The sequence below is a fragment of the Luteibacter sp. 3190 genome, from assembly GCF_031456385.1.
In the GTDB taxonomy this organism is placed as follows: Bacteria; Pseudomonadota; Gammaproteobacteria; order Xanthomonadales; family Rhodanobacteraceae; genus Luteibacter.
On sequence record NZ_JAVDUO010000001.1, the window covers coordinates 825,909 to 851,895 of the forward strand.

Annotated in this window: 26 protein-coding genes and 1 tRNA gene; 3 read left to right on the forward strand and 24 right to left on the reverse strand. The window is 66.3% G+C overall.

Annotation, left to right across the window (positions count from 1 at the left end; translation table 11 throughout):
* Window positions 1-433 precede the first annotated feature (433 nt).
* A complete protein-coding gene (locus J2X58_RS03920) occupies window positions 434-1,915 on the reverse strand; it encodes a recombinase family protein (RefSeq protein WP_310046512.1) in 1,482 nt (493 codons plus the stop codon).
* A gap of 533 nt (window positions 1,916-2,448) precedes the next feature.
* Between J2X58_RS03920 and J2X58_RS03925 the strand changes: the two genes are divergently transcribed.
* A complete protein-coding gene (locus J2X58_RS03925; RefSeq protein ID WP_310046513.1) occupies window positions 2,449-2,730 on the forward strand; it encodes a hypothetical protein in 282 nt (93 codons plus the stop codon).
* A 2,590-nt stretch (window positions 2,731-5,320) separates the two neighbouring features.
* On the opposite strand, the gene J2X58_RS03930 is transcribed toward J2X58_RS03925, so the two are convergent.
* The 22 genes from J2X58_RS03930 to J2X58_RS04035 all read right to left on the reverse strand — a co-directional run bounded on the left by J2X58_RS03930 (window position 5,321) and on the right by J2X58_RS04035 (window position 23,449).
* Entirely contained in the window at window positions 5,321-5,626 is a 306-nt protein-coding gene (locus J2X58_RS03930) for an AlpA family transcriptional regulator (protein WP_310046514.1), read from the reverse strand.
* Window positions 5,627-6,273: 647 nt separating this feature from the next.
* Window positions 6,274-6,537 (reverse strand): hypothetical protein, encoded by a 264-nt coding sequence (locus J2X58_RS03935; protein WP_310046516.1) that lies wholly within the window; start codon window positions 6,535-6,537, stop codon window positions 6,274-6,276.
* A gap of 11 nt (window positions 6,538-6,548) precedes the next feature.
* Complete coding sequence (locus tag J2X58_RS03940) at window positions 6,549-6,752, reverse strand: hypothetical protein (RefSeq protein WP_310046517.1); 204 nt, start codon at window positions 6,750-6,752, stop codon at window positions 6,549-6,551.
* 88 nt (window positions 6,753-6,840) lie between these two features.
* A complete protein-coding gene (locus J2X58_RS03945) occupies window positions 6,841-8,067 on the reverse strand; it encodes a tyrosine-type recombinase/integrase (RefSeq protein WP_310046519.1) in 1,227 nt (408 codons plus the stop codon).
* Window positions 8,068-8,250: 183 nt separating this feature from the next.
* Window positions 8,251-8,337: transfer RNA gene (locus tag J2X58_RS03950), tRNA-Leu, on the reverse strand.
* A 23-nt stretch (window positions 8,338-8,360) separates the two neighbouring features.
* Entirely contained in the window at window positions 8,361-8,939 is a 579-nt protein-coding gene (locus J2X58_RS03955; protein WP_090053791.1) for a cysteine dioxygenase family protein, read from the reverse strand.
* 63 nt (window positions 8,940-9,002) lie between these two features.
* Window positions 9,003-10,106, reverse strand: coding sequence for a homoserine O-acetyltransferase (locus J2X58_RS03960; RefSeq protein ID WP_090053789.1), 1,104 nt, complete (start codon window positions 10,104-10,106; stop codon window positions 9,003-9,005).
* Window positions 10,107-10,117: 11 nt separating this feature from the next.
* Entirely contained in the window at window positions 10,118-10,819 is a 702-nt protein-coding gene (locus tag J2X58_RS03965; RefSeq protein WP_310046520.1) for a tetratricopeptide repeat protein, read from the reverse strand.
* Window positions 10,816-11,253 carry a cytochrome c-type biogenesis protein gene (locus tag J2X58_RS03970; RefSeq protein ID WP_090053786.1) on the reverse strand — a complete coding sequence of 146 codons (438 nt, stop codon included), beginning with the start codon at window positions 11,251-11,253 and terminating at the stop codon, window positions 10,816-10,818. Before J2X58_RS03970 ends, J2X58_RS03965 begins: the two co-directional genes overlap by 4 nt.
* Window positions 11,253-11,795: a DsbE family thiol:disulfide interchange protein gene (locus J2X58_RS03975; RefSeq protein WP_310046521.1), complete on the reverse strand. Its 543-nt coding sequence runs from the start codon at window positions 11,793-11,795 to the stop codon at window positions 11,253-11,255. The genes J2X58_RS03970 and J2X58_RS03975 overlap by 1 nt, the downstream gene beginning before the upstream one ends.
* Window positions 11,792-13,762: a heme lyase CcmF/NrfE family subunit gene (locus J2X58_RS03980; protein ID WP_310046522.1), complete on the reverse strand. Its 1,971-nt coding sequence runs from the start codon at window positions 13,760-13,762 to the stop codon at window positions 11,792-11,794. The genes J2X58_RS03975 and J2X58_RS03980 overlap by 4 nt, the downstream gene beginning before the upstream one ends.
* Window positions 13,759-14,226: a cytochrome c maturation protein CcmE gene (gene ccmE / locus J2X58_RS03985; protein ID WP_090053780.1), complete on the reverse strand. Its 468-nt coding sequence runs from the start codon at window positions 14,224-14,226 to the stop codon at window positions 13,759-13,761. Before ccmE ends, J2X58_RS03980 begins: the two co-directional genes overlap by 4 nt.
* Window positions 14,210-14,404: a heme exporter protein CcmD gene (gene ccmD / locus J2X58_RS03990; protein ID WP_090053778.1), complete on the reverse strand. Its 195-nt coding sequence runs from the start codon at window positions 14,402-14,404 to the stop codon at window positions 14,210-14,212. Before ccmD ends, ccmE begins: the two co-directional genes overlap by 17 nt.
* A complete protein-coding gene (locus J2X58_RS03995; RefSeq protein ID WP_090053776.1) occupies window positions 14,401-15,162 on the reverse strand; it encodes a heme ABC transporter permease in 762 nt (253 codons plus the stop codon). The genes ccmD and J2X58_RS03995 overlap by 4 nt, the downstream gene beginning before the upstream one ends.
* 64 nt (window positions 15,163-15,226) lie before the next feature.
* Window positions 15,227-15,913, reverse strand: a complete 687-nt coding sequence (gene ccmB / locus J2X58_RS04000; RefSeq protein WP_090053774.1) for a heme exporter protein CcmB — start codon at window positions 15,911-15,913, stop codon at window positions 15,227-15,229.
* Complete coding sequence (gene ccmA / locus J2X58_RS04005) at window positions 15,910-16,545, reverse strand: heme ABC exporter ATP-binding protein CcmA (RefSeq protein ID WP_090053772.1); 636 nt, start codon at window positions 16,543-16,545, stop codon at window positions 15,910-15,912. Before ccmA ends, ccmB begins: the two co-directional genes overlap by 4 nt.
* A gap of 107 nt (window positions 16,546-16,652) precedes the next feature.
* A complete protein-coding gene (locus J2X58_RS04010; RefSeq protein ID WP_090053770.1) occupies window positions 16,653-18,014 on the reverse strand; it encodes an NAD(P)/FAD-dependent oxidoreductase in 1,362 nt (453 codons plus the stop codon).
* Between the two features lie 88 nt (window positions 18,015-18,102).
* The gene (phaR, locus tag J2X58_RS04015; protein ID WP_090053768.1) at window positions 18,103-18,603 is read right to left on the reverse strand and encodes a polyhydroxyalkanoate synthesis repressor PhaR; all 501 of its coding nucleotides are present in this window, start codon (window positions 18,601-18,603) and stop codon (window positions 18,103-18,105) included.
* A gap of 106 nt (window positions 18,604-18,709) precedes the next feature.
* Complete coding sequence (locus tag J2X58_RS04020) at window positions 18,710-20,275, reverse strand: DHA2 family efflux MFS transporter permease subunit (protein WP_090053766.1); 1,566 nt, start codon at window positions 20,273-20,275, stop codon at window positions 18,710-18,712.
* Window positions 20,272-21,471 carry an HlyD family efflux transporter periplasmic adaptor subunit gene (locus J2X58_RS04025; protein ID WP_310046525.1) on the reverse strand — a complete coding sequence of 400 codons (1,200 nt, stop codon included), beginning with the start codon at window positions 21,469-21,471 and terminating at the stop codon, window positions 20,272-20,274. The genes J2X58_RS04020 and J2X58_RS04025 overlap by 4 nt, the downstream gene beginning before the upstream one ends.
* Window positions 21,468-22,928, reverse strand: coding sequence for an efflux transporter outer membrane subunit (locus J2X58_RS04030; RefSeq protein WP_310046527.1), 1,461 nt, complete (start codon window positions 22,926-22,928; stop codon window positions 21,468-21,470). Before J2X58_RS04030 ends, J2X58_RS04025 begins: the two co-directional genes overlap by 4 nt.
* A complete protein-coding gene (locus tag J2X58_RS04035; RefSeq protein WP_090053761.1) occupies window positions 22,925-23,449 on the reverse strand; it encodes a MarR family transcriptional regulator in 525 nt (174 codons plus the stop codon). Before J2X58_RS04035 ends, J2X58_RS04030 begins: the two co-directional genes overlap by 4 nt.
* 207 nt (window positions 23,450-23,656) lie before the next feature.
* Between J2X58_RS04035 and J2X58_RS04040 the strand changes: the two genes are divergently transcribed.
* Window positions 23,657-24,457: a hypothetical protein gene (locus tag J2X58_RS04040; RefSeq protein ID WP_310046528.1), complete on the forward strand. Its 801-nt coding sequence runs from the start codon at window positions 23,657-23,659 to the stop codon at window positions 24,455-24,457.
* Window positions 24,458-24,473: 16 nt separating this feature from the next.
* On the opposite strand, the gene J2X58_RS04045 is transcribed toward J2X58_RS04040, so the two are convergent.
* Window positions 24,474-25,241, reverse strand: a complete 768-nt coding sequence (locus J2X58_RS04045) for a TatD family hydrolase (protein ID WP_310046529.1) — start codon at window positions 25,239-25,241, stop codon at window positions 24,474-24,476.
* A 140-nt stretch (window positions 25,242-25,381) separates the two neighbouring features.
* On the opposite strand from J2X58_RS04045, the gene J2X58_RS04050 reads away from it, so the two are divergent.
* Window positions 25,382-25,969 (forward strand): glycine zipper 2TM domain-containing protein, encoded by a 588-nt coding sequence (locus J2X58_RS04050; RefSeq protein WP_090177053.1) that lies wholly within the window; start codon window positions 25,382-25,384, stop codon window positions 25,967-25,969.
* The last annotated feature ends 18 nt before the right edge of the window (window positions 25,970-25,987 follow it).

Consider the following 25,987-nt stretch of genomic DNA (forward strand, 5'->3'; position numbering starts at 1 on the left):
AAGCCGTGCATTACCCGGCACGGCGTCGGGCGAGGTAGGGCCTTGGGGCGGCAAGGTCCCTACCTATATAGTCGTTTTCAGGGTGTCTTTCCGTCCCGTTGGGCTAGCAGCTGGCGCATCTTTGCCAAGGCGTCGGGTCGTCGGGTGGAAAGCCATCGTGTCGCAGCAGGCTGGGCCAGCAGAGCGTTGACGGCACCGGATAAGGCCAGCCATTCCATGATTCGCGTCGACGGCTGCTGATAGTTGGTTAGCGTCTTTGCCAATCGGCATTGCTCTCGGAACGGATGGTGTAGCGGGAGGGCCTGGAAACGCGCGTCCTCGATGAGCGGTTCCAAGAGCTCCCTCAGCTCATCAGCGGCATGTGCTGCCTCGAATGCGAGGTGCCGGTCACGAGCGTGGACGGCCGCTTGCTGGGCGTCTAAGGTTGCTTGGCTCACCCACATGGCCTGTCCCTCCGTGTTATCTCCGCGAGGTCAAGAAGCACCCGCAGCGAGGGATAGGTGTAGGCCGAGACCGTTACAAGCATCTTGCCTATGGTCACCATCCCACCGAATGCAACCCGTGGCATGACGATGAAATCGAGAGGGGCCGACCCGTCGGCAGCCATCCGAGCGAAGACCGTCATATCGGCACTGTCGTTTACCTGCCGGATGTCCCACCACCTATGCCCGTATCCGCGTCGCGATTGCATAGTGTCGAATGCGACGGTCCATGCGTCGTCGACCTTGAGTATCCAGCCGTGGCGCTTTACGTCTGATCCTCGGTCCTGTAGCTGCTCGGCAACGAACCCCACCAGCGACTCCCGCCAGGGACGTATCTTGTCCCTGATTACTGCATGGCTGATGTCCCGCTTTGGCACGTATCCCAGCAGCTCGTATAGCCGGCGCAGGCTGCCGAAGCGCCTCATGTACGCCTGTCCGCTCAGAAGGCCGGGAGCACGATCAAGGATGCCAATGGTTAGCCGACCCTCTTGCTCAAGAACTCTTCGGGCATCCGCGAGCACTTCGTCGTCGCTTCGTCTGGCCCCTCGGTGCTTTCGGGCGTCATTTGCTCTCTGAAATAGCTCAGTGGACACCAGCGGCTTGAACGCGTTGGGTGTCTCGACCGTCTGTAGCTCGCCACGATGCCGGTCGATGGCCTGGGTGGTTCGCCCGTACACGCAAGCGCCAGCATATTTAGGGTTCTGTACCATCGAGCGGATACGTTGCTCACGCCATGGCTTCCCTGAGGCTGTATAGCGTCCAGCGTCATTCAAGCCCCTCGCAATCTGGTACGTGGACACTCCCTGAGCCGCCAGCTCGAACACGTCGCGCACTAGGCGCACCTCGTGGCTGGGGCCAGGGACTAGGATCACGCGGTCGGTGAGTAGCGCCTTGTATTCGCCACTCCCCAACAGCCCTTTACGTTTGCCCGAAGCGTCGACGAGCATGCGGCGGTATCCGTAACCGGCCGTCGCCCCCATGTGGTAACCAAGTCTGGCGAGGCGGGCTTGTCCGGCGTACACCTTGACCGACAGTTCCCGGCTGTACTCGGCGGCAAGGTGCCGTTTCAGGCTCTTGAGGATGGCCGTCAGTGGTGACCGATCGTTCTCAAACGGTTCGCCCACATAGATCACCCTAACGCCGTGCATCACGCACATGTACTCGTAGAACGCGGCTTGGTCTGCGTCCTGGAACCGCCCCCATCGACTCACATCGAGCACGAGAACGGCAGAGTAGGGTGGAGATTCGGTTACGTCCTGTAAGAGCCTTTGCAAGCCGCTGCGACCCTCTAGAGCAAGGCCGCTACGTCCCTCGTCGACGTAGTGCCGAACGATGACCATGCCGTGCGCTTCCGCGTACTGCTCAATGGCCGACCGCTGGTTGGCGATGGAGTGCTCCTGCATGTCTGTGGACATGCGTACGTACTCGGCCACGCGGGTGGCTCGGGTGGCCCTGCCAAGGGCGGGAGACTGCCTCATAAACGGCGACTGGTGGGAAGGCCCTGACCACGCTACGCCGCTGTCTCTGCGCGATCAAGGCTGGCGCTACGAGCGATCCTCAGCGCCCTTAGGCTTCCGGGGCGGTAGCCCTAGAGGTGCACGGTGTATCCGGCTCACTGGCTTAGGCTCAATCCTCCGGCAGGCGGCCCACCGCTCCACCATGCGTTTTGCTTGCCGCTCCGAGCCCGCGCGCGCCTCGATCGACGCGTCCCGGTCCCCGTCCGGGAAAAGGCTCACCCTCCACTGGGTGCCGTGCGCCAGCTCGCGGATCATCACGAATGGCACGCCGTTCTCTGCCGCACCGTATATCTGCGGCAGGGGCGCGCTAAGGGCTTCGGGCGGCTTGTACCAGGTGACGGTGGACATGGTGCGGGACGATACGCGCGACCAGTCTCAAGAATGTGGACGGAGCGCCAGCACGAAACGAGGTTTCGACGGCAACCCCTTGGCCCCGCTAGACTTCCACCATGGACGCCAGAGAAGCCCAAATCCTGACCATCGCCGAGATCGTGCACGAGTCAGCTGCGATGAATGACGCTGCTCTGGCTGTGGACTTCGACGAGGCGAGGTTTCGTGCGCAACTCGTCGTCGCCAAGGCAGACGCGGCAGGGCTCGTTGATGTTGTGATCGCGGCGGCGAGAGTCCTTGACCGGCTTGGGCCACTTGGGACCCAGCCTACGGGCGGCTACGGCGAGGCGATGTTGGCGCTCGCGAGTACGCTCGACGATGTCGGCTTTGATCCTCTGTAACTCCTGCTGATCACCATCTTGCGTTACGGCTTAGGCAACGGAAGCGGCATCGCCCGCGAGCGTAAGTCGAAGCGTAGTTCCCCGAGAAGATAGTCGACCTCAGCCTTGTGATGCGGCCATGTCTCTAGGAGAAGCTTGATGCGATAGGCCTTCGCGGCGGCCTGGACGTTTCCAATCGCCATAGCGAGCCCGGCTACTGTTACCAAGCCGGAAACTGCTCCTGCGATATCACCCGCACATAGGCACCGTTCGACATGATCAATGGCGCCAGTGACAATCGGGTCAGCGGGAGAGACTGGTTCCGTTCGACCGTTATTTTCAAGGTCCGACATTGGATCTAACCCGATGCTCAAGCGTGTTGCGAGTGCGAGCTATACGGGTGTCAGGCCGAACTGGATGTGATCGTCGCCCTACGACTGGTCGCGCATGGGCAGGATGACAGGAGGGGCGCATAAATTTTTCGCCTTCGCGAAGCCGTCGACCGTGTCTGTCAACGGGGAAATCAAATATCAGGCTACGGTGCGCAGTAGGCGAGCGATCGGTGTGATGCCGGTATTCACACGATGATGACACACTTTCCGGGTCGCCCCACGTCGTTGCTTACAACGTTTCGATGGCGACGTTCGCCGATTGGCATACGGACTAAGCGATAGCTAAGCACCAGGCCGCTCTAGTCAAACGTCACCCCAAGGCCGCCAAGTAACTCCGAGTTGCCAAGGAAAGCCATTGGCGCATCCTGGACTCTGCTTGCCTTGTAGCTGCTCGGTACGTGCTCGCTCGCACTCCGAGAGTACGCGCCCTCGCATCTTGAGAAATTTCCGCTCTCCCACACAGGATGCGTTGCACTGCGTCCGTCACAGCCTCCGATGCGAACGGACTGCGAACGCATGCCAGGGCATACCGCTCGACAGTGGGCCAGTAACGAGGCACATCCCCTGTGGCGTAGAGCATGAGCATGGACTCTAGAGGCCCGTCGAGCTTTGCGAATGCGAAGGCGGCTAGGGCGTCGAAATCTTGGCCTCGCCTGGGTAAAGCTACCTGCACATGACGCGATGACCAAGTTCGGTGGGCGGGGATGAGAATCTTGCCGTTGTCCCTGACGGCCTTTTCCTCGGTTCGTCCACGTCGCAGGATCATCAGTCCCGCGCGATCTTGCGTGACGTTGTCACTCCACGGGGATGCCCTATGCCAGTCCGGTTGCCAGTGGTTGCCTTGACCGAAAGCGGCAACGATTCGCCTCGCCACCGCCTCGATTACCAGTTCGTCGTTGGCCGCCCGCCCGCCGTCAGCCATGGATCAGGCTTCCTTCCGTCGCTCTGCGGCGACTCGCTGCTCATATCGACGCCATGCCCAACGGCGATACGGGACTGCTAGCAGCGTGCAAGCACCGAGCTGCACGCGCTGGATGTCCGGCTTGCGATTGTTCCAGCCAGGCGACCGTTGAGTAACGGTCAAAGCGTTACTTAGGGCGTTATTTTCTGTCCGCATCTTGTCCGCGTTCGATGCGGACAGCAGCGACGCGTGCCGACGCGTAACTGACGCGTCGATTGGGGCCGTTGGGTAGTATCCGGGGGGATAGTGGATGCTCATATCGCGGTACCCTTGGTAGATATCTATATAGGTGTTCGGATTCCGGAGTGACGGAAAGCCCGAAAAATGCGGGAACAAGTTCGGATTTCGAAGCAATCAGGCTGCCACAGAAATGCGACTGCTCCGGATTCCGTACCTAGGCGCTCCGGAATGCGGACTTGATGGCGCGTTTTTGGAGTCACGTCGGCTAGGCTTGAACGGTCCCTTAGGCTGCTTCCAATCATGCGAAGGACGCACGGTTCGGGACCATGGCTTTCCAGGGCAGTCATCGATGACCTGCCAAGTGATTGCAAACAGGCTGGCGCAGTTCTGCCCGCCTTGGCGCATCTTCACGATGAATCCAAAGTGCTCCAATTCTTTAATTGCACGGTCAAGCGTGGACGAAGATCGCCACCCGCGTTCTCTGAGAACACGCAGCGACGCACAAAGGTCGCCGTTGTTATGGCCGTTATATTGGCGTACTAGCGCACATAGAAGCTTGATCGCAGTGCCCCCGCAGTCTCGCCAATTTTCCGAATCTTGGAGGTAGTTGGGAATCATGGCGAAAGGAGGCTGACCACCTCTACCTCGCCCCTTGTTACGCTCCCTTTTTTTGGCTTCCTTCATGCTGCACCTTCCTGTGCACTTAGCGCCCCACGGTGAGGACCCGGCACGTCCTGGGGTACATCGGGCAGGGGTACGGGCTGCGTTCCTTGTGGTTGGGTATGGAAACGCGCCTTTGCGTTGGCAATACGGGAGCCCGTCTTGGCCGCGTTCTTTAGGCGATAACGGATGTCACCCCAGCGAGCCTCGACCTTGGGCCATTCGCGAACCAAGGTATCGAACTGCTCAGATGACAGGACCGTAGCCACCTGAGCTTGACCGTCGACCTTAGCCAACTCGGTCAGGAGCCCGCACACCCGCTCTCCCTGCCGGTGTTCGGCACGCGGCCATTGCGGGTCGAGTGGGCAGACGTTCGCGTTGCAGGAGTCGAAGCGCGGGCACCGCAGTGACCGGCCGTTCATTCGCCACCTCGGGACGCCGCGATGCGCTCGGCCGACCACCGCTGGATTTCGGATTCCACCCATGCTGACGTTGAGAGCGCCAGCTTTACGCGGCGTGGGAACCTTCCTTCCGCCTCTAAGCGATAGACTTGGCTACGGGAAAGGCCGGTACGGGCACAGACCGTAGGAAGCCGGAGAAATTGGATGGGGGCGTCGGCAGCGACGGAATTAGGCGAACCGGAAGCAACTTCAGACATTGGGCAGTCCTCATGAACGGCCGTCAGTCCGGGGTATTGCGGCAGGCAAGCTAGGGTGCTTACCATAAAGCCGCCGTTGCCCGGAGAGCACGGCCTACTTAGCGGTAGAAAAAAGCTCCCAGCCCTCACCGCGCCAACGGTGGGGGCTTTTTATTGCCCCCGAGAGGTCTGGTTGCTCGATAAGCACATATCTGGTGGCCGACATGCGACCGAACCACTATATATTGTGTTGCATTGCGTCCAGATGTGTGCGGGGGGAATGATCCGACGAGAGGGTGTCGGTGTAAAGAGTGGACAGGACGGCCACAACGTTCGGCGCCGTAGGTAATGTTTACGTTCTCGTTTTTTTATCTGAACTGGCGCAGTCACTTGCGCGCTAGTAGCCCCGTCGTTTTCCCACCTGTCTGAATACTGAACGGCACATTTCCGTAGTATTATCATGGAGTTGCGAAAACTGCCCGCGCGCGGCGTTGCGGCGCATCGAGCCGCTGATGACGATCAGATGCCGCCACCCAACGGTCATCCGGCAACGTAATGCCTGTGGGGTTGTCGCAGATAATTGCTTTCCTATGAAAATCATAGGATTAGGCGGGGAAATAACACGCCGAGACTCTGACGTTGACGCACGCAACGGTCGATCCGTGCCAGGTCCCAGTGACAAAAAAGCCCGCCGGTGAGGGCGGGCTCGGGTCCGTGCTCATCGTGAGCATCGGCTATTTGAAGGCTTTACGTTCGCCGAGTTGGTCCCACGCGGCTTTGACTTCGTCGAGCATCCCGCTCAGCGCCCACATGAACTCGTCTTGGATGTCCGGCGAGAGGTTCCGGAACGTTTCTCCCTGATCTGCCCAGGTCATCATGGAGAGAGCACGGGCTTTGCTTAGGAACTCGCCTACGCGGTCACGGAGGTCGACGTTAGAGAGGCTGGCGAGATCGGAAAGCACGCCAGCGGCATTCAGTGCGACATGTTCGTTACCCATGGTGGCTCTCCTCAGTTCGACTTGTTGACGTTGCCAGCGGCGAGCGTACGCACCGCCGCCATGACCGCCTGCTGATCACAACGCGAAAGCCGGCGAAAGAGGACGAGCAGTTCGTGCTCATCCGACGTCTCGGCGTAGAGAACCTGAATTGCCGGGGAGGGCCTTGAAAGGGCCGTCAACGCATCCGAATGTGCCGTTACACTATTTGTAGCCATGATCCCGACTCCTATCGTCGTGGTGGTGGTTAGGCGGGCGGGGTGTGTCAGCACCTCGTCCCGCCACTTCCGGCACATGCCGGAATTCCTACGCCGCAGACCCCGCCTGCGACTTAAATGCAACGACCTTGCCACCGGCTTTGAGGCCGTCAAGGTAGTCCGCCCAGGCTTGCATCATCCGCGTGCGCTCATCGAGGTATTGGGCGGCGTGGGTGTATGCCTCGCGGACCTTGTTGGATTCGGCGTGGGCTAGCTGGCGCTCAATGGCGTCCGGGTTCCAGCCCATTTCATTGAGTCGTGTAGCGGCCAAGCTACGGAACCCATGGCCCGTCATTTCCGTGCCGGTGTAGCCGAGGCGGCGAAGTGCGCTGTTTACCGTGTTCTCGCTCATGGGGCGGACACCGCTGGCGATCGACGGGAAGACATAGCGGCCGTGCCCCGTGAAGCCTTGAAGCTCGCGAAGGATGGCGACGGCCTGCGTCGAAAGCGGGACGATGTGCGCCGCCTTCATCTTCATCTTCTCTCCGGGAATACGCCACACGGACCCGTCTAGGTCGAATTCGGACCACTCAGCACGACGCAGTTCGCCAGGACGGACGAACACGAGGGGAGCGAGGCGAAGGGCGCAGAGAGTGACGTACTGGCCCGAGAACCCATCAATGGCACGGAGAAGCTCGCCGATCTTGAGCGGGTCCACGATGGCCGCGTGATGCTTGACCTTGGGTGCCTTGAGAGCGCCACGGAGGGAGCCGGTAGGGTCACGCTCAGCCAGTCCCTCAAGCATGGCGTAGCGGAATATCTGGCCCGCTTTGATTTTCGCCCGCTTGGCCGTTTCCAGCTTGCCCGCGTCCTCGATCTTCCGAAGGGTCGTAAGCATTTCCCGGTCGGTAATCTCCTTGATCGGACGATGCCCAAGGTCCGGATACAAGAAGCTCTCAAGCAGCCACCTGTTCTTATTGGCCGTGACTTCGGCAACCTGTTGGCGGGCGAGCCAGAGCACGGCGACGGACTGGAAGGTGGGAGTAGGGGCTAGGGCTAGGGAGCGTGCGCGCTTTGCCTCCTGGCGGCTGGCGCTCGGGTCGATCCCGTTTGCCAGCGAGGCACGAGCGGCATCGCGACGGAGACGAGCCTGGGCGAGCGTCACGGAGGGGTAGGTGCCAAGGCTCAGCATCTTCGCCTTGCCCTCGAAGCGGTAGCGGAAGCGCCAGCGAAGACCTCCGCTGACCGGAACCTCGATCACCAGTCCCCCTGAGTCCGTCACGCGGTAGAGCGTGGCCTTGGGCTTGAGGGCGCGCAGTTTGGCGTCGGTGAGCATTTGAGTAACCCGAGGGCTCGCGGTGAGTACGGGTATACCTTACGCACAAAGTTACTCACATGCAATAGCGGCTGCGGCTGGACGCGCTGAGACGCCCCAGGAACGGCAGGCAATAAAAAACCCGCCTTGTGAGCGGGTTCTCGAAAGTCGGCGGACGCCACTGGCTTCCTTGATTTTCGTCTTTGGTGCCGAAAGTGGGACTCGAACCCACACTGTATCTCTACAAACGGATTTTGAGTCCGCCGCGTCTACCGGTTCCGCCATTTCGGCTGGGGCCCGCGATTATGCGTCAATCAATGGACCTGGTCGAGGCCCAGCTTGCGTTCGGTGCGGTGGTACCAGTCGTCGCCCTCGGGGTTGAACACGGCGCACTGGGTCATCCGGCCCGAGTAGATGTGCAGGCTGACGGCCACCGCGTCGTCGCTGGGGTTGCGGATGGTGTGGTACTCGTGGGGCGGAATCAGGCTGCCGGCGGAGCCGGGGCCCGCCTGAATCGAGCCGACCGGCCGGAAGTGGTAGCGCTCCGCATCGTGGCCGAGCAGCTCGTACTGGACGATCTCCAGGGCGCCGTTCCAGACCCCTTCGACGCACCACATGCCCGAATGGTCGTGGATCAGGGTGCCCTGGCCGGGGCCCCAGGTCATGGCGACGACGCTGTAGCCGTGCTCGTCGCTGCGGTAGAGTTCACGGCGGGCGTAGTGGTCGCCGGCGGTCTCCATGACGCAGGAGGGCAGGATGACCTCCTGGGAGCGGATCAGGCGGCACAGCGCGTTGCGCAGGGAATCCGTCAGGGCCGGGGTGCTCGGCTGAGCCACGGCGGTGTCGATGGCGTCGATGAGCTTGCGGCTGCCCGGGAAGTCGACGGTGATCATGGGTGGAACCTCGTGGGGAAGACGTGGGGGCCCGTTTCGACCCCGATCATAGCAAACCGGGGGTCAGATCGAGGCCAGGAACCCGCCGATGGCCCGGCTGTAGTTGTCGATGTCGACGAGGAAGGCGTCGTGGCCCTGCGGCGAATCCAGGGCCACGAAATCGACGTGCGCGCCGGCGGCTTCCAGTCCCTTGGCGATCGTTTCCTGCTGTTCCAGCGGGAACAGAATGTCCGTGCTCACGCCGATGACCAGCGCGCGTTCCACCTGGATCCGGGCCAGGCCGCGCATGACGTCGCCGTCGCCGTACTCCGCCACGTCGAACCAGTCGCTGGCACGCGACAGGTACAGGTAACTGTTCGGATCGAACTGGCGGTTGAAGCGCTTGGCGTGAGCTTCGAGGTACGACTCCACCTGGAATTCGAAACCGAACGGCGAGGTCTCGTCGCGATCGTCGGGATCGAGGCGAATGCGCGCGAATCGGCCCTTCCACTCCATCGCCGAGCGATAGGTGATGACGCCCAGTTTGCGAGCGATGCCCATGCCGTGTTCCGGCCATTCGTCGCCCGCGTACTGGCCCTTGTTCCAGTGCGGGTCGAGACGGATCGCCTCGCGTTGCAGCGAGCGGATCGCGATCGCGAACGGTTGCGCCTGCGGCGCGGTGTCCACGCTGATGTGCGTGCGCGCGGCGCCCGGATGCAGCAGCATGTAAGCGAGCGCGCCCATGCCGCCCATCGAGCAGCCGACGAGGCAGGCGAGCTGGACGATGCCGAGTCCGGTGACCGCTTCCCACGCCGCGTTCGCGACATCCTCGAGCGAGAGTTCGGGAAACGTCAGGCGATACGGCGCGCCCGTCGCGGGATCGATCGAGGCGGGGCAGGTGGAGCCCTTGTCGCTGCCGAGCGAGTTGACGCAGATCACGAAGAATCGGTCGGTGTCGAACGCGCGACCCGGCCCGATCATGGGCTCCCACCATCCCGGCGTCGGATCCTCGGCGTTCGAGGCCGCGTGCGCGCTGGGCGACAGGCCGGTGAGGATCAGGATCGCGTTGTCGCGCGCTTCGGAAAGCGTCCCCCAGGTCTCGAACGCGACGCGCGCGCCGTGCAGTTCGCCGCCGCGCTTCATGCGGAACGGCGAGGAGAGGCTGTGATAGCGGCGTGCGTCGCCCATGGGTCGTTCCTTCAATGGGGTACGTCGATGGTACCCGTGGCGGGGGCGCCGGGCTCCGCTTCGATGTGTTTTTCGGCGACGGCGATCTGCCGGGCGACGGCGTGGGCCACGTTGGAATCCGGGTCGAGCAACGGCTGCAGCTGGCGCCAGGTCGCGATGGCGTCCGCGTAGCGTTCCTTCTGGAACTGCGCGATGCCGAGCAGCCAGAGCGCGCGCTGGTTGTCCGGCGCGGCGTTGGCGGCGCGCTGCAGCAGCTCGAAGGCGCGCCCGTCGATCCGGTGGTCGTCGCGCGCGAGGGAATCGGCTTCCGCCCAGCCGACCATGGCGGGCACGTTCCGCTCGTCGATGGCGAGGACCTTGCCGTAGGCGTCACGGGCGGCGGCGGGCTTTTTGGCCATCCCGTAGGCCTGTCCCAGCAGCATCCAGCCCTGCGCGTCGTCGGGCCGCTCATCGAGGCGCCGCACGAGTTCGCCGATGGCGTCGTCGAGCGTGACTTCCTTTGGCGGCTCGACACCGGCGAGCGTGACGGGCGTGCCGACGAGCATGTACAGGGCGGCGCTGGCGGTCGGCAGAAGGATCGCGATGGCGACCACGATCGCGAAGATGCCGCGCGAGCGACCGTCCCGGCGGCCCTGGCGGACCAGCGGGACGAGGAGTAAGGCCAGCGCGACGACCAGCATGGCCGCGGCGGTGAGATAGAACGCGAGGGTCACCAGTCGTCCCCGTTGTCGTTGGCCGGCGGAGCGGCGGGCGCCAGGCGCGCTCGGCGGCGAACCTGCACGGCGACGACGATGCCGCCGACGGCGAGCAGTAGCAGCGGGCCGAACCAGAGCAGCCACGTCGACGGTTCGACGGGCGGCTTGTACAGCACGAACTGCGAATAACGCTCGACCAGGAACGCCTTGATCTCGTCGTCGCTCCGGCCCGCCTGCATCATCTCGAACACCTGTCTGCGCAGGTCGTGCGCGATCGGCGCGTTGGAGTCGGCGAGCGTCTCGTTCTGGCACATCGGGCAGCGCAGTTCCGCGCTGAGCTTCTGGAAGCGGACCTCCTCCGCGCGATCGCGGAACGGCATCGGCTGGATCGCCTGCGCGGACACGGCGGCCGACAGCATGCACAGCGCGAGCACCAGAAGGACGCGACGCATCACGGCGTTTCCTTCGCGAGCGCGGCGATGGCGGGGCGGATCTCGTTCTCGAGCACGTCGGGCGTGATCGGGCCGATGCGCTTGTAGCGGATGACGCCCTTCGCATCGATGAGGAACGTTTCGGGCGCCGCGTAGACGCCGAAGTCGATGCCGGCGCGTCCGTCGCGATCGGCCACGACGACGTCGAACGGATTGCCGTGTTCGGCGAGCCAGGCGGTCGCGGCCTGCGGCTCGTCCTTGTAATTGAAGCCGACGAGCGGGATGCCCAGCCGCTTCACGCCGGTCATCAGGATCGGGTGTTCGTGCACGCACTCGACGCACCAGCTGGCGAAGACGTTGAGCAGGTACGGCTTGCCGAGCAGCGAGGCCTTGTCCACCGTGCGCGACGGTTCGCCGAGCACGGGCAGGGCGAAGGCCGGCGCCGGCTTGTCGATCAGGGGCGAGGCGATGTCGTGCGGATCGTGACCGGTGTTCCACCAGATGCCGAAGCCGAACAGTCCGGCGAGCAGCAGGAACGCGACGAGGGGCAGCAGGCGGCTCATGCCAGCGACTCCTTCGGCGCGGCGGCCGGCACGTCGGCCGCCGCCGTCTTCTTCGCGCGGAAACGCCGTTCGGCCGCGGCGAAGAAGCCGCCCGCCATCATGAACAGGCCGCCCAGCCAGATCCAGCGCACGAAGGGCTTGTGGTACAGGCGCAGCGCCCAGGCGCCCTGGACGTCGTTCGGATCCATCGGCTCGCCGAGCGCGACGTAGATGTCGCGGAACAGGCCCGCGTCGATCGCCGATTCGGTCTGCACCTGCCCACGCGAATAGGTGCGCTTCTGCGGATGCATCGTGCCCACCGGCTTGCCTTCGCGGAGGATCGTCACGATGCCTTCGTCGGCGCGCCAGTTCGGGCCTTCGGTTTCCTCGACACCGTCGAAGCGGAAATCGTAGCCGCCGATCGACGCGCTCGTACCCGGCGCCAACCGAACGTCGCGTTCGACGCTGAGGGATTCGGAAAGCATCACGCCGATGAGGAAGATCGCCACGCCCGCGTGCGCGACAAGCATCCCGGCCATTTCCGCGGGGTAGCGCCGCCCGCGCGGCATCTCGCGCCAGCGCTTGATCACGTAGGCGAGCGTGCCGGCGGCGACCCATACCGCGCCGCCGACGCCCGCGATGGCGCGCAGCTGGCCCTGGGCGAAGAACGCCGCGACGACGGCGCAGACCACCGCGGCCACGCCGGCGCGCAGGGCCATCGCCGTGAGCTGGCGGCCCTCCGCGCGGCCCCAGCGCAGGTAGGGCCCGAACGGCAGCAGGAGCACCGCCGGCGCCATGAGCAGCACGAACAGGAAGCCGAAGTACGGCGGGCCGACGGAAACGCGACCGAGGTTCAGCGCGTCGCCGATCAGGGGGAACAGCGTGCCGAGCAGCACCATGGCGGCGGCTGTCGTGAACAGCAGGTTGGCGACCATGATCCCGGTCTCGCGCGACAGGGGCGCGAATGGCTTGCCGGTCGCGACCTTCGGCGCGCGGATCGCGTAGAGCAGCAGCGAGCCGCCGATCACCACGACGAGGAAGCCGAGGATGTAGAGCCCGCGGCGCGGATCCGACGCGAAGGCGTGCACCGAGGTCAGCACGCCCGAGCGGACGAGGAACGTGCCGAGCAGCGACAGCGAGAAGGCGAACAGGGACAGCAGCACCGTCCACGCCGGGAGCGAGCCGCGCTTTTCCGTCACGGCCTGCGCGTGAATCAGCGCGACGCCGACCAGCCACGGCATGAAGGACGCGTTCTCGACGGGATCCCAGAACCACCAGCCGCCCCACCCGAGCTCCGCGTAGGCCCACCAGCTGCCCGCCACGATGCCCATGGTGAGGAACGCCCACGCGACATTGGTCCACGGGCGCGCCCAGCGCACCCAGGCCTGCTCCATCTCGCCGCCGAGGAGCGCGGCGATCGAGAACGCGAAGGCGACGGAGAAGCCGACGTAGCCCATGTAGAGCACGGGCGGGTGGAACGTCATGCCCGGGTCCTGCAGCACCGGGTTGAGGTCGCCGCCGTCCGCCGGCATCGGCAGTTCGCGCACGAACGGGTTCGACGTGAACAGGATGAACGCGAGGAAGCCGACGGCGATCAGGCCGAGGACGCCGAGCACGCGCGCGACGAACGGCTGCGGCAGGTGCCGGCTCAGCGCGGCGAGCGCCACCGACCACACGTTGAGGATGGTGACCCACAGCAGCATCGAGCCTTCGTGCGCGCCCCACACCGCGGTGACGCGGTAGTACCAGGGCAGCGCGAGGTTCGAGTTGTCGGCGACGTAGGCCACGGAAAAATCGAACGTCGCGAATGCGTAGATCAGGATGGCCATCGCCGCGAACACGAAGACGCCCTGACCGGCGGCGGCGGGCCGCGCCACGGCCATGAGCGCCGCGTTCCCGCGCCACGCCCCCACGATGGGGAGGATGCCCTGCGCGATGGCCAGGAGCAGCGCGAGGACGAGGGCGAACTGGCCGAGCTCGGGGATCATGGGGTGGCGTCCTGGGTGGCCTTGTCGTCGATCCGACGATTCTCGTGGGCCTTGGCCATGGCGTCCTTGAGTTCCTTCGGCATGTAGTTCTCGTCGTGCTTGGCCAGCACTTCGCTGGCGATGAAACGCCCGCTGTCCATGCGGCCCGTGGCGATCACCGACTGGTTGTCGCGGAACAGGTCGGGAAGGATGCCGGTGTATTCCACCGGCATCGCGCCGGCGTCGTCGACCACGATGAAGCTCACCTTCAGCGTGTCGGCCGCGCGCTGGATCGAGCCGGCCTTGACCATGCCGCCCAGGCGGAAGGTCGGGTACTGCGTGGCCTGGCCTTCCTGCACCTGGCTCGGGGTGAACAGGTAGCTCATGTTCCGCTGCAGGGCGAACACGACGAGGCCCACCGCGATCGCGGCGGCGACGACGACGGAAATGACGATGGCGAGGCGGCGCTTACGCGTTGGATTCATTGCTCTGCGAGGTTCCGGGCCGGCGGCGGTTTTCCTGGCGCGCGATCCGTGCGCGCAGGTCGCGCAGGTTCCGGCGGCGCCTGGCGAGTGGCGCCAGCGTGTCGATCAGGAGGACGATGAGGAAGACGGCGACGGCGCTCCACACATAGAAGCCGTAGGCGCCCATGGCGAGGTTCATGCGACGCCTCCCTCGCGGACCAGCAGCTCGCGCACCCACGCCTTGCCGCCTTCGGAGGCGATGAGGTCGGCGCGGACGCGGGCGAACAGGCTGGCGATGTAATACAGCTTCGTGGCGGCCATCATGGTCAGCAGCGGCCAAAGCATGCTCGCCTCGATGTGCGACGGACCGACGAGGCGAACGGTCGAGCCCTGATGAAGGGTGTTCCACCAGTTCACCGAGAAGTGCACGATCGGCACGTTCACGGCCCCGACCAGCACGAGGAAGCATGCCGCGCGCGCACCCTGGCGACGATCCTCGAACGAGTGATACAGGCCGACGATGCCGAGGTAGATGAAGAGCAGCACGAGTTCGGAGGTCAGGCGCGCGTCCCACGTCCACCAGGTGCCCCACATCGGCTTGCCCCAGAGCGAGCCGGTGACGAGCGTGATCAGGGTGAACGCGGCGCCGACGGGCGCGGATTCCATCGCCACGACCTCGGCGATCTTGATGCGCCAGACCAGCGCGACGAAGGCCGCCACCGCCATCGCGCCGTAGATGAAGAGGCTCATCCAGGCGGATGGCACGTGGATGAAGATGATGCGGTACGCGTCCCCTTGCTGGTAATCCGCGGGCGCCACGAAGAGGCCGGCATAGAGGGCCACCGCGCCGAGGGCGAGCGCGAGGCCGAGCGCCCACGGGCGCACGGCGCCGGCGAAACGGTAGAACACCGGCGGCGAGCCGAGGCGGTGAAGCCAGAGCGGAACCCAGTTAGCCATCGATCCTCGAGGGGTTGCGTGCGGTAAGCCGGGCGTCCCCCTACGGGCCGCACGGCTGCGTGCGTCAGGTGTCCATGGCGATGCGAAGCGCGGCGGCGCAGGCGAGCGGCGCGAGGACGACCGCCATGACCAGTCCGGCGCCCAGCCAGGCGATCGGCGCGATCCACGGCAGCCCTTCCTGCGCGGCGGCCACGGCCCCGGCGGCGAAGATCACGACCGGCACGCACAACGGGAGCAACATGAGCGCCAGAAGCATACCAGAGCGCCTCGATCCCGCCGTCAGCGCGACGAGCACGGCGCCGAGCAGGCTGAGCAGCGGCGTCGCGATGCCCAGGGCCATCACCAGCGCGGGCAGGGCGGCGGCGGGCAGTTTCAGCATGCCCGCGAGCAGCGGTGCGACGACGATCAGGGGCAGCGCCGAGGTGATCCAGTGCGCGAGGATCTTCATGCCGACGAGCAACGCCAGCGGTTGCGGCGCGAGCATCAGCTGCTCCATCGAGCCGTCGTCGATGTCCGCGCGGAAGAGCTGGTCGAGCGACAGGAGCACCGCCAGCAGCACGGTGACGAAGACCACGCCGCCGGCGATGCGGGCGAGCAGCTGCGGCTCGGGTCCGAGGGCGAACGGGAACAGCGTGGCGACGATCAGCGCGTACAGCACGGGCATCGCGATGTCGCCGCGGCGCCGCCAGGCCAGGGTGAGGTCGCGCCGGAGCAGGGCCGCGCAGGCGGCGGGAGTGCTGCCCGGCGTCATGCGTGCAACCGGATGCGCCGCGGTTCGCCGCCAGCGAAGCTCACCGCGCCATGGCTGGTGACGAGCGCCGCGCCGCCGCGGTTCGCGTGGCCATCGAGCAGGCGGTTGACCAGCGCGATGCCGTCGCGGTCGAGGTTGGCGTAGGGCTCGTCGAGCAACCAGACGCGCGCCGGCAGGATCAGCAGCCGCGCCAGCGCGGCGCGCTTCTTCTGACCCGCGGAAAGGCGGCGTACCGGTTCGTCCTCGAACCCCGCGAGCCCCGTGTCCGCCAGCGCGGCGTCGGCGTCTGCGCCGGCGCGAAGGCCGTACAGGCCCGCGCTCACGCGAAGATTCTCCCGCGCGCTCAGGTCGAACTTGAGGCCCAGATGATGGCCGAGAAAGACGACGGCGCCGGCCATCGTGTCGAGCGAGAAACGCAGGCCGTCCAGAAGCACCTCGCCTTCGCCGGCACGCAGCATGCCGGTCAGCACGCGCAACAGCGTGGTCTTGCCGCTGCCGTTGTCGCCCTCGACGAGCGCGATCTCCCCCGCGCGCAGCGCGAAGTCGACCGGCCCGAACACCGGCTCGTCCTGGCGCGAGAACGACAGCGCGCGGGCTTCGAGGAGGATCGGCGGTTCGGCGGACGCAGGCATCCGGCGATTGTTGCGAGGTACGCCAAGGAAGTCCATGGCGCGCGGGTCGCCCCCTGTGGGAGCGGACCTGGCCGCGACAGCTCCTGCGCCGCGGTAGTAGCAGACCGTTAAAGCGGCAGCGGAGGCAACGTGGCCTCCAGCGCACGCACCGCCGCGTCGATATCCACCGAAGCGACGCTGTCATGACCCTTCAGCAACTGCTCCAGCAACGTGTCCTGCGCCCGACCCCGCTCCAGCGCGTACGCATACGGGAGGTGGGTGAAGGTGACCATGCGGTAGCGCGGGAGGTAGTGCGTCGGCGAGCGCTCCGCGAGCAGCGCGCCGAGTTCGCGCTTGCGCAGGTAGTGCGGATCCGCGACCGAATCGCGCATCTCCACGTAGTTCTCGAGCGCCATGGTCGCGATGGCGTCCGCGTTCGGCTTGCGCCGGGCCTCGAACGCGGCGAACACGGCCGCCGGATCGTCGGGCGTCGCGGCGAAGAGTTCCGCCAGTTCCGCCGCGTCCTCGAAGCCGCAGTTCATGCCCTGGCCGTGGAACGGCACGATCGCATGCGCCGCGTCGCCGATGAGTAGGGCGCGCCCCCCGATGTGCCAGCGATCGAGGTAGAGCGTGCCGAGCGTGCCGACCGGATGCGCCGCCCAGTCGGCCGCGAAATCCGGCATCAGGGCGAGCGCGTCGGGAAAATCCGCGCGGAAGAACGCCTCGGCGGCGCCGACGCCCGCGATCGTGCGGAAGCTCGGATGCGGCCCGTCGTTCGGGAGGAACAGCGTCACGGTGAAGCTGCCTTCGCGATTGGGGAGGGCGATCGACATGTAATGACCGCGCGGCCAGATGTGCAGCGCGTTGCGCTCGATCGCGAAAGGCGCCGACGGATCGCGACCGGGAGGAATCTCCAGTTCCTTGTAACCGTGGCCCAGTTCTTCCACGCGTTCGCCCAGCGGCGAATGCGCGTGCATGGCGGCGCGCAGGGCCGAACCGGCACCGTCCGCACCGATGACGACCGGCGCGTCGACGGTGCGCCGCGTGCCGTCCGGCGCGCCCAGCGTGAGCGTTCCGGCGTCGAGATCGGCGGCGACGAGGCCCTGGTCGAAATGGATCGTGGCGCCGGCGGCTTCCGCGGCATCCAGCATCAAGGTGTTGAGCCCGCCACGCGACACCGACCAGATCACTTCGGAGTCGTCGACGCCGTAGCGTTGCAGGCCACTGTGACCGGCGGGGTCGTGGACCATCCGGCCGCGCATCATCACGGCCTGATCCAGCACTTTTTCGGCCAGGCCCGTCGCGCGCAGGGCATGCAATCCGCGCTCGGCGAGGGCGAGGTTGATCGACCGGCCCCCTTCGAAACCCGCGAGGCGCGGATCGGAACGGCGCTCGTAGACGGTGACGCGGAACCCGCGCTGGGTGAGGAGCGTGGCGACGAGGGCGCCGACCAGTCCGGCGCCGACTACGGCGATGTCGTTACGGGGCATGGAGGCCTGTGTCCGTGCGCGATATTGCGGGGCAGCGCATCGTGCGCCGCAGCGCCGCCGTGGGCAAGCCCAGGGCGGCCGGACGGGCTCAGCCCGCTTTCTTGCCCGGTCGCGTCGCCGGGCGGACCGGTTCCGCCGGCTTGGCCGTCGCGGCGTCGAGGAAGCCGCGCTGCATCGACTTCCACACGTCGAGGTTGCGCTCGGTCATCTCGTTGAGCATCGACCAGGGGGTCTGGCCCATCAGGCTGTTGAGCTGGTTGCGGAACTGCTGCTGCTGGTCGAGGAAGACCTGCAGGCTGCGCTCCAGGTACGGGCCCATGAATCCCTGCAGCGAATCGCCGTAGAAACGGATGATGTGGGAGAGGAGCTGGGGCGACAGCATCGGCTGGCCGTGCTCCTCGTGCTCCGCGATGATCTGGAGCAGCACGGAACGGGTCAGGTCCTCGCCGGACTTGGCGTCGCGGACCTCGAAAGTTTCCCCGTCGAGGACCAGCTGGCGGACTTCCTCCAGCGTGATGTAGCTCGAGATTTCCGTATCGTACAGACGACGGTTCGGATACTTCTTAATGATGCGTAGGGTTTGTGCCATGCGGCGAAAGCTACCACGAGGTATTGCGCCGCACCAGTTGCCGCGGACCCGCGTAATCGTTTACATCCGAGCCGATTCCATTTGGATCGATTTAGCTCGGCTTGAATTAATGCGCCGCGGCACCGCCGGCGTTGCCGAAGGGTGGGCGGGCGAGCCAGAGGATGGGGATGAGCGCGAGGAACAGGATCGCGCATCCCCAGAACACATCGTTGACCGCGAGCGTGGCCGCCTCGCGGGTCACGATCTGATCCATGACGCCAAACGCCGGTTTGCCGGAAATCCCCAGGGTGTCGAGCCGCTGGGTGAACGCCGTCGTCGCGGGTGAGGCGTGCGTCACGTATTCGGTGAGCGAGGCGTGGTGGGAGTCCGTCCTGTGCTGCCAGAGGGTGACCGTGATCGCGGTCGACACGCTCGAAGCGAGGGTGCGGCAGAAATTCGCCAGCCCGGACGCGCCGGCGATCTGGTCGGGATTCAGCCCGGACAGGAAGATCTGGTTGAGCGGGATGAAGAAGCAGGCGATCGCGATGCCCATGATGAAGCGGGGCAGCACGAGGGCGCCGTACGAGGCGCCGCTGTTGAATCCGGCGAACCAGAACGAGGTGAAGGCGAACACCATGAAGGCGAACGTCACCACGGCCCGCAGTTCGAGGCGCTGGATGTTCTTGCCGATGAAGGGCGAGACGATGAAGGCGAGGATGCCCACCGGGGCGGTGGCGAGTCCCGCCCACGTCGCCGTGTAGCCGAGCGTGGTCTGCAGCCACAGCGGGAACACCACGTTGATGCCGAAGAAGGCGAGCATGCCGAGCGAGAGCGCCGTGACGCCCACGGCGAAATTGCGCCGCCCGAACAGCGACAGATCGACGACCGGATGTTTCGCCGTGAGCTCCCAGATCACGAGGAACACGAGCGCCACGAGCGCGATGAGCCCGAGCGTGAGGATCATCGGCGAGGCGAACCAGTCGTGGTCGTTGCCGTTGTCGAGCATGAACTGCAGCGACCCCACGCCGATCACCAGCAGCGCGAGGCCGACCGAGTCGATGGGCGCGCGCACGATCTTCGTCTCGCGATGGCGCAGGATGCTCCAGGTCACCACGCCCGCGGCGGCGCCCACCGGCACGTTGATGTAGAAGATCCACGGCCAGGAGAAGTTGTCGGTCAGATAGCCGCCGAGGATCGGGCCGAAGATCGGCGCGACGACGACCGTCATCGCCCACATCGCCAGCGCGATGCCCTGTTTGGTCTTCGGATAACTGGCCAGCAGCAGCGACAGCGACAACGCCACCATCGGGCCCGAGCCGGCGCCCTGCATGAGGCGGAAGATCACCAGCATGGGCATGTTGGTGGCGAGGCCGCAGAGCATCGAGAACGCCACGAACAGCGCCACCGACACGCAGAACGTGCGCACCTCGCCGAAGCGCTTCGCCAGCCACCCCGTGAGCGGCTGCATGATCGCGCTGGCCAGCGCGTAGGAACTGATGGCCCAGGTGCCCTCGCTGGCGCCGACGCCGAGGCTGCCGGCGATGTGCGGCACCGCGACGTTCACGATCGTCATGTCGAGGATCTCCATGAAGGTGGAGAACGCGACGGCGATCGTCAGCAGGACGAGTGGGCCGCCGTGCAGCGGCTTCGGTCCGCCGTTGGCGGGCGTGTCGGGGAGGGCGGCGTCGCTCAAGGCGTGGAGGCTCCGAGGTTGTCGCGGACGATGGCATCCGCGGCGGCGTCGGCCTTGGCGGCGACCTCGTCATACACGCGGGTCTGCGCCACGGCGACCGTGGACGGCTGCTTTGGCAGCACGTCGCCCTTGTCGTCGGTGATGTCCACGGTGACGGCGGTGGACAGGCCGATCCGCAACGGGTGCGCGTCGAGGTCCTTCGGCTCGAGCGCGATGCGAACCGGCACGCGCTGCACCACCTTGATCCAGTTGCCGGTGGCGTTCTGCGCGGGCAGCAGCGAGAACGCGCTGCCCGTGCCGGCGCCCAGGCCGATCACCTTGCCGTGGTACTCGACGCCGCTTCCGTAGATGTCGGCCTCGATGGTCGCAGGCTGGCCGATGCGCACGTGGCGCAATTGGCTTTCCTTGAAGTTCGCATCGACCCAGAGATCGTGCAGCGGGACCACGGTCATCAGTTGCTGGCCGGGCTGCACGCTGTTGCCGACCTGGACGCCGCGCTGCGCGACGTAGCCGTCGATGGGCGCGACGATCGCGTTGCGTTGGGCCGCGACCCAGGCTTGGCGGAAGTTCGCCCGGGCCTGCTCCACCGCCGGATTGCCTTCGACATCGGCACCGTCGACGAGCGCGCGTGCCGCGTCGGCCTGCCGCTGCGCGGCGTCGAGCGCGGATTGCGCGCTGGTGACGGCGTCGCGGGCGTGCTGCACTTCCTCGGGCGCCACTGCCTTCTCGGCGAGGAGCGGGATGCGGCGCTTGAGGTCGTCCTGCGCGCGCTTCAGGTCCTGCCGGCGGGCGACCAGCGCGGCATCCGCGCCGGCCGCCGACTGCGTCTGCTGGCGCACCTGGCGCACGGCCTGCGCGAGTCCGCTGCTGGCCTTGCGCAGCGCCACGTCGGCGTCGGTCGGGTCGAGGCGGACGAGCACCTGGCCGGCCGTCACGCGCTGCGTGTCGTCGGCGTAGACGCCAATCACGATACCGGGCACCTGTGCCGAGATGCCGACCTGGTTGCCGCCCACGTAGGCGTCGTCGGTGGTCTCGCGGGTCGAGAACACGAACAGCCAGAGCAGGAACCAGGTGAGCGCGGCGAGGAGGAACACGACCAGGGCGATGAGCAGCGCGCGGCCACGCTTGCGCTTGTCCTTCGGCGCGTTGCCGCTCTCGTCCTGCGCGCGCGGCGTTTCGTTGGGGATGGCGCTCATGGGCTCGGGGCTCCGTTCGTGCGAGGCGTGGATGAGGAGGCGATGGGCTCGGCGCGGTAACCGCCGCCGAGGGCCCTGATCAGTGCGACGTCAGTGGACAGCGCCTGGCCGTGCAGCTCGGCGGCCATGTCCTGCTGCTGGATCAGCGCGGCTTCCGTCGCGAGGGATTCGCGATCGTCGCGGACCCCGCGCGCCGCGCGTGCGCGGGCGCTCGCGAGCAGCGTGGTCGCCGCGTCGAGCTGGGTGTCCTGCTGGGCGCGGCGATCGACGAGCTGCCGTGCGCCGAGGGCCTGCGTGGCGACCTCGCGCGCGGCGCTGGCCACCGTGGCGTTGTACTGGGCCACGGCGGCGCCGAGCTGCGCGCGGCTCACGCCGTGGTTGGCCTCGAGCGCGCCGCCTTCGAAGATCGGCAGGTGGATCGCGGGCGTGAGGCCGAAAACGCGGCTGTCGGCCGAGAACACCTTGTCCATGTCGATGCTCGACAGCCCCGCCATCGCGGTCAGGCTGACGTCGGGAAAGAATTGCGCGCGCGCCGCGTCCGTCTGGCGCAGCGCCGCCTCGACCTGCCAGCGCGTGGCCGCGATGTCGGGCCGGCGCGCCATGAGGTCGGAGCCGGCGTTGGCGGGCAGGCCGGGCGTGACGTCGGGTAGCGGTCGCGGCGCGAGCGTCGGCAGCGCCGCCGGCGCGACGCCGACGAGCGTGGCCAGCGACGCGCGGCGGATCGCCGCGGAGCCGCGCAGGGCGACAAGCTGCTGGCGTGCGCCCGCGAGTTCGCCGCGAGCCTGCTGCGCGGTATCGGGGACATCGACACCCTGCCTGACGCGAAGCTCGGCGATGCGCAGGGCGCGCTCGCGTGCGGTGACGAGGCGCTCGGCGAGGGCGACGCGCGACTCGTCGGCGAGCCAGCCGAAATAGGTGTCGGCGACGGTCGCCTGGATCGTCAGCGACGCCGCCGAGCGTTCCGCCTCGGCGGCGCGCGCGCTGTCGATCGCGGACTCGATCGCGTACCGCTTCTTGCCCCACCAGTCGAAGTCGTACCGTGCCTGGATGCCCAGATCGGCCTGGTTGTACCAGGTGAAGCCGAGGAACTGCGCCGGGATGATCCCGTTCTCGCTCATGCGCTGGCGCGCGACCTGCGCGCTGGCGTCGATGCGCAGGCCGGCCTGCGCCGCGGCCACCTGGATGTTCTGCTGCGCGGATTCGACGCGCGTGCGCGCCTGCGCGAGATCGGGTGCGCCACGCAGCGCCAGGGCGATCAGTTCATCGAGCTGCGGGTCGCCATAGACGCGCCACCAGTCGGCGGCCGGCCAGCCCGCGCGCTGGCCCGCGTCCACCCCGGCCAGCGGGGCTTCGTCGCGCAGCGCGGGCCGGTCGATCTTCGCCGGTATGTGGCAGGCGCCGAGGGCCAGCGCCATCGCGCCGGCGAGCAGGGCGGATCGGATCGGAATCGGTGTCATGGCGTGGCATCCGCGTCGACGGAAGGATCGAGGTGCAGGGCGAGCTTCTTCAGCAGGCGTTCGAAGGTCTTCCGCTCGGCCGCGCTGAAACACGCGAAGGACTCGACCAGCGGAGGGAACATGGGCGGCAGCAGCTTGTTGACGAAGCGGCGACCGGCGGCCGTGATGCGAAGCACCACCTGCCGGCGGTCGTGCGTGGCATGCGAGCGGGAAATGAAGTCGCGCTTGACCAGCGCGTTCGCGATGCGCGTCATGTTCGTCGGCTTCTGTTCCGCCAGCAGGCAGAGCTCGCCCGGCGTCGCGCCTTCTTCCGACGCGTAAAGCATCATCAGCGTGCGGAAATCGCTGTCGTTCATGCCATGCGGCTTGAGCTTGCTCTCGAAGTCCCGCAGCAGGGCGCCGGCGTTGAGCATGAGCAGGCGCACGAGGAACACTTCGCAGCGGGGTAGCTCCGGTATGCGCTCCGCGACGCGGTCGACGCCCTCGTAGAGCGCGTCGACACAAGGTTTGAGACTCGACATTTCGCTGGCTAATAGTTCGCTGGTGAACTATTAGGCTAACCGGTGACGTTCCATGACGCAAGTTCGGAAAGAACGGGAAGTGCGGCCCCTACTGCGGGAAACATGCCGGTACCGCGCGTCGTTCTTGTCGCTCGTCGCGATCCACTGTGATGGCAGGGGGATATAGTCATACGGTCGGGCCGGCGGCCCGCTTGCGAAGGCCAGGCCATGGAACGGTATGCGGAAAATCGATCGGAGCGTCGTCTCGGTGAAATGGTGGAAGCCGATCCGGCGTTCCTGCAAGCGCTGGAGGCAGTTCGCGGCGCGACGGGAACGGTCGCGCGACTCGAGGCGACTTCCGGCGCGCAACATACGATTTCCGATCCGGGCAGCGGAGGAGGGTCGCTCTTGCTCATCGCGTTCGACGCGGATGGCGAGCGGGTGGCGGGGGCGATACTCCATTATGTGATCGAGGACGACGGGGGGACCGGGGCCTCTTTCATCGTCGCGGGTAGCGACACCCCTGTCCCCGACTCCTACGCGATCAGCGGCGCCGACGGGGTCGCGCTTCCGGGTGACCAATGGCGGCCGGGTAGCCGGCCGGGGCGCGCCAGGGTGCGCGTCACCGTCCTCGAGAACGACGTGCCGGTGTTCTTCGAATTCACGCGGGAGTACTCGGACCGCATACCGACCTATCTGACGATCCTGGACGGAGGCGATCAGGTCGTCACGTACCGACCGGGCGAGCGCGTCGACCGGTCGATACACATGCGCCTGAGGGATGAGCGAGGTCAGCCTGTGAGCTGGGGGCGGCTGGAGACGGAGATCTACGACCCCAATGGCACCGGCACGGGACGGCTGGTGGTCATGAACACCCTCGACCCGGCCGGCGAGGCCACCAACCGTCTCGACATCGTCGTCGGAACCGACATGCCCGGGAAAAGTTTTTACCTGCGGGCCTATCGTCGCAACTATCCCCGGACGACCGTCGATATCGAATGCAGGATATCCGGCGAGTCCGCGTCATGAGCATCACGGGCCGCCCTCAGGGCAGGGCGAACAGCTGGATCGCGTTGGCGGTGGTTCTGGCGGCGATGTCTTCGTCGCGCTCCTCGCGCAGCGCGGAGATGCTTTCCAGAACGTCCAGCATGAACGCCGGTTCGTTCCGCTGGCCGCGACGGTGCGCGCACGGCTGATCGGGCGCATCGGTCTCGAGAAGTAGCCGTTCGATCGGCATGGAGGCGACGACGCGGCGGATGCGGTGGGCCCGTTCGTAGGTGACGGGGCCACCGATACCGATGTGGAAACCCATGTCGAAAAGCTGGCGCGCCTGCTCCTCGCTGCCTGCGAAGCTGTGCACCACGCCCCGCAGGCCACCGACGCGGCGCAGGGTGTGGATCGTCTCTTCGAACGCGCGGCGCGCGTGCACGATCACGGGGAGGTCGAGTTCCTTCGCGATGTCGAGCTGCCGTGCGAACAGGTCGCGCTGGCGTACCGGATCGAGGCCTTCGACGTAGAAGTCCAGGCCGATCTCGCCCACGGCGACGGCGTGGTGGTCTTCCAGCCAGCGGGGAAGGTCGTCGAGATGCGCGTCGCGGTGGGCGTCCAGGAACAGCGGGTGCAGGCCGTAGGCCGGGAATACGCCCGCGCGCGTCGCCGCGAGGCGCTCGACTTTCTCCCAGTTGCCGCGATCGATCGCGGGAACGATCCAGCGCCGCACGCCGGCATCGACCGAGCGCTGGAACATCGCCGCGCCGTCGGCGTCGAACGCGCCGTCGTCGAGGTGGGCGTGGGTATCGATCAGGTCGAGCATGTCGGTGTGATGCCGTGATGAATGTCGGCGCCAGTCTAAGGCCTCGTTCAGTTTAACGACTGTCAAATGGCGTCGAGGCGGCTTCCGGGTGATGGGGCTGAGCGCCATCGAGCCGCCGATATCTGTCTGGAGATTAGGGTATGAGCAGGTTGAAACTTTCCGTCCTGAACGTGGCTTTGGGTGCGGCGCTGGTGTTGGGTCTTTCCGCCTGCAACCGTGACGCGAACGCCGACGTGGCCAATGCCACGGGTCCGGGCGCCGCGCCGCAGGAACCGGCCGGTCCGAAGTACGGCCGTGTGGTGAGCGTGGACCCGGTGCGGCAGGCCGCGACGGCGCCGCAGCGCGAATGCCACGACGAGGTCGTCACTCGCCGCGCCCCGGTCAAGGACCAGCACCAGATCGCCGGTACGGCCATCGGCGCTGTCGCGGGTGGCCTGCTGGGCAACCAGATCGGTGGCGGCAAGGGCCGCACGCTGGCCACCGTGGCGGGCGCCGTGGGCGGCGGTTACGCCGGTCACGAGATCCAGGAGCGTCGCCAGGAGACCAACACGGTCACCAGCACCGTGCGCAAGTGCAGCACGGTCCAGGGGGCCAGCAGCGACAAGATCGTCGCCTACGACGTGCGCTATGAATACAACGGCGTCACCCGCACGGTTCGCATGGACCACGACCCGGGCGACCGCGTGGAAGTGCAGGAAGGCGTGACGGTCGTTTCCGACTCGCGCTGATCCCATCCGAACCGAACA

Coding starts and splice junctions, on each gene's coding strand:
- phaR (WP_090053768.1), bottom strand. CDS start 18,603: ATGGCACAAACCCTACGCATCATTAAGAAGTATCCGAACCGTCGTCTG.
- J2X58_RS04045 (WP_310046529.1), bottom strand. CDS start 25,241: ATGCTCGACCTGATCGATACCCACGCCCACCTCGACGACGGCGCGTTC.
- J2X58_RS03975 (WP_310046521.1), bottom strand. CDS start 11,795: ATGAGCCGCCTGCTGCCCCTCGTCGCGTTCCTGCTGCTCGCCGGACTG.
- J2X58_RS03930 (WP_310046514.1), bottom strand. CDS start 5,626: ATGGTAAGCACCCTAGCTTGCCTGCCGCAATACCCCGGACTGACGGCC.
- J2X58_RS03940 (WP_310046517.1), bottom strand. CDS start 6,752: ATGGCTACAAATAGTGTAACGGCACATTCGGATGCGTTGACGGCCCTT.
- J2X58_RS04025 (WP_310046525.1), bottom strand. CDS start 21,471: ATGAGCGCCATCCCCAACGAAACGCCGCGCGCGCAGGACGAGAGCGGC.
- J2X58_RS03935 (WP_310046516.1), bottom strand. CDS start 6,537: ATGGGTAACGAACATGTCGCACTGAATGCCGCTGGCGTGCTTTCCGAT.
- J2X58_RS04040 (WP_310046528.1), top strand. CDS start 23,657: ATGGAACGGTATGCGGAAAATCGATCGGAGCGTCGTCTCGGTGAAATG.
- J2X58_RS03925 (WP_310046513.1), top strand. CDS start 2,449: ATGGACGCCAGAGAAGCCCAAATCCTGACCATCGCCGAGATCGTGCAC.
- J2X58_RS03995 (WP_090053776.1), bottom strand. CDS start 15,162: ATGGCTAACTGGGTTCCGCTCTGGCTTCACCGCCTCGGCTCGCCGCCG.
- ccmB (WP_090053774.1), bottom strand. CDS start 15,913: ATGACGCCGGGCAGCACTCCCGCCGCCTGCGCGGCCCTGCTCCGGCGC.
- J2X58_RS04050 (WP_090177053.1), top strand. CDS start 25,382: ATGAGCAGGTTGAAACTTTCCGTCCTGAACGTGGCTTTGGGTGCGGCG.
- J2X58_RS03970 (WP_090053786.1), bottom strand. CDS start 11,253: ATGCGTCGCGTCCTTCTGGTGCTCGCGCTGTGCATGCTGTCGGCCGCC.
- J2X58_RS04010 (WP_090053770.1), bottom strand. CDS start 18,014: ATGCCCCGTAACGACATCGCCGTAGTCGGCGCCGGACTGGTCGGCGCC.
- J2X58_RS03980 (WP_310046522.1), bottom strand. CDS start 13,762: ATGATCCCCGAGCTCGGCCAGTTCGCCCTCGTCCTCGCGCTGCTCCTG.
- J2X58_RS03945 (WP_310046519.1), bottom strand. CDS start 8,067: ATGCTCACCGACGCCAAACTGCGCGCCCTCAAGCCCAAGGCCACGCTC.
- J2X58_RS03960 (WP_090053789.1), bottom strand. CDS start 10,106: ATGGGCGACGCACGCCGCTATCACAGCCTCTCCTCGCCGTTCCGCATG.
- ccmA (WP_090053772.1), bottom strand. CDS start 16,545: ATGCCTGCGTCCGCCGAACCGCCGATCCTCCTCGAAGCCCGCGCGCTG.
- J2X58_RS04030 (WP_310046527.1), bottom strand. CDS start 22,928: ATGACACCGATTCCGATCCGATCCGCCCTGCTCGCCGGCGCGATGGCG.
- J2X58_RS03955 (WP_090053791.1), bottom strand. CDS start 8,939: ATGATCACCGTCGACTTCCCGGGCAGCCGCAAGCTCATCGACGCCATC.
- J2X58_RS04035 (WP_090053761.1), bottom strand. CDS start 23,449: ATGTCGAGTCTCAAACCTTGTGTCGACGCGCTCTACGAGGGCGTCGAC.
- ccmE (WP_090053780.1), bottom strand. CDS start 14,226: ATGAATCCAACGCGTAAGCGCCGCCTCGCCATCGTCATTTCCGTCGTC.
- ccmD (WP_090053778.1), bottom strand. CDS start 14,404: ATGAACCTCGCCATGGGCGCCTACGGCTTCTATGTGTGGAGCGCCGTC.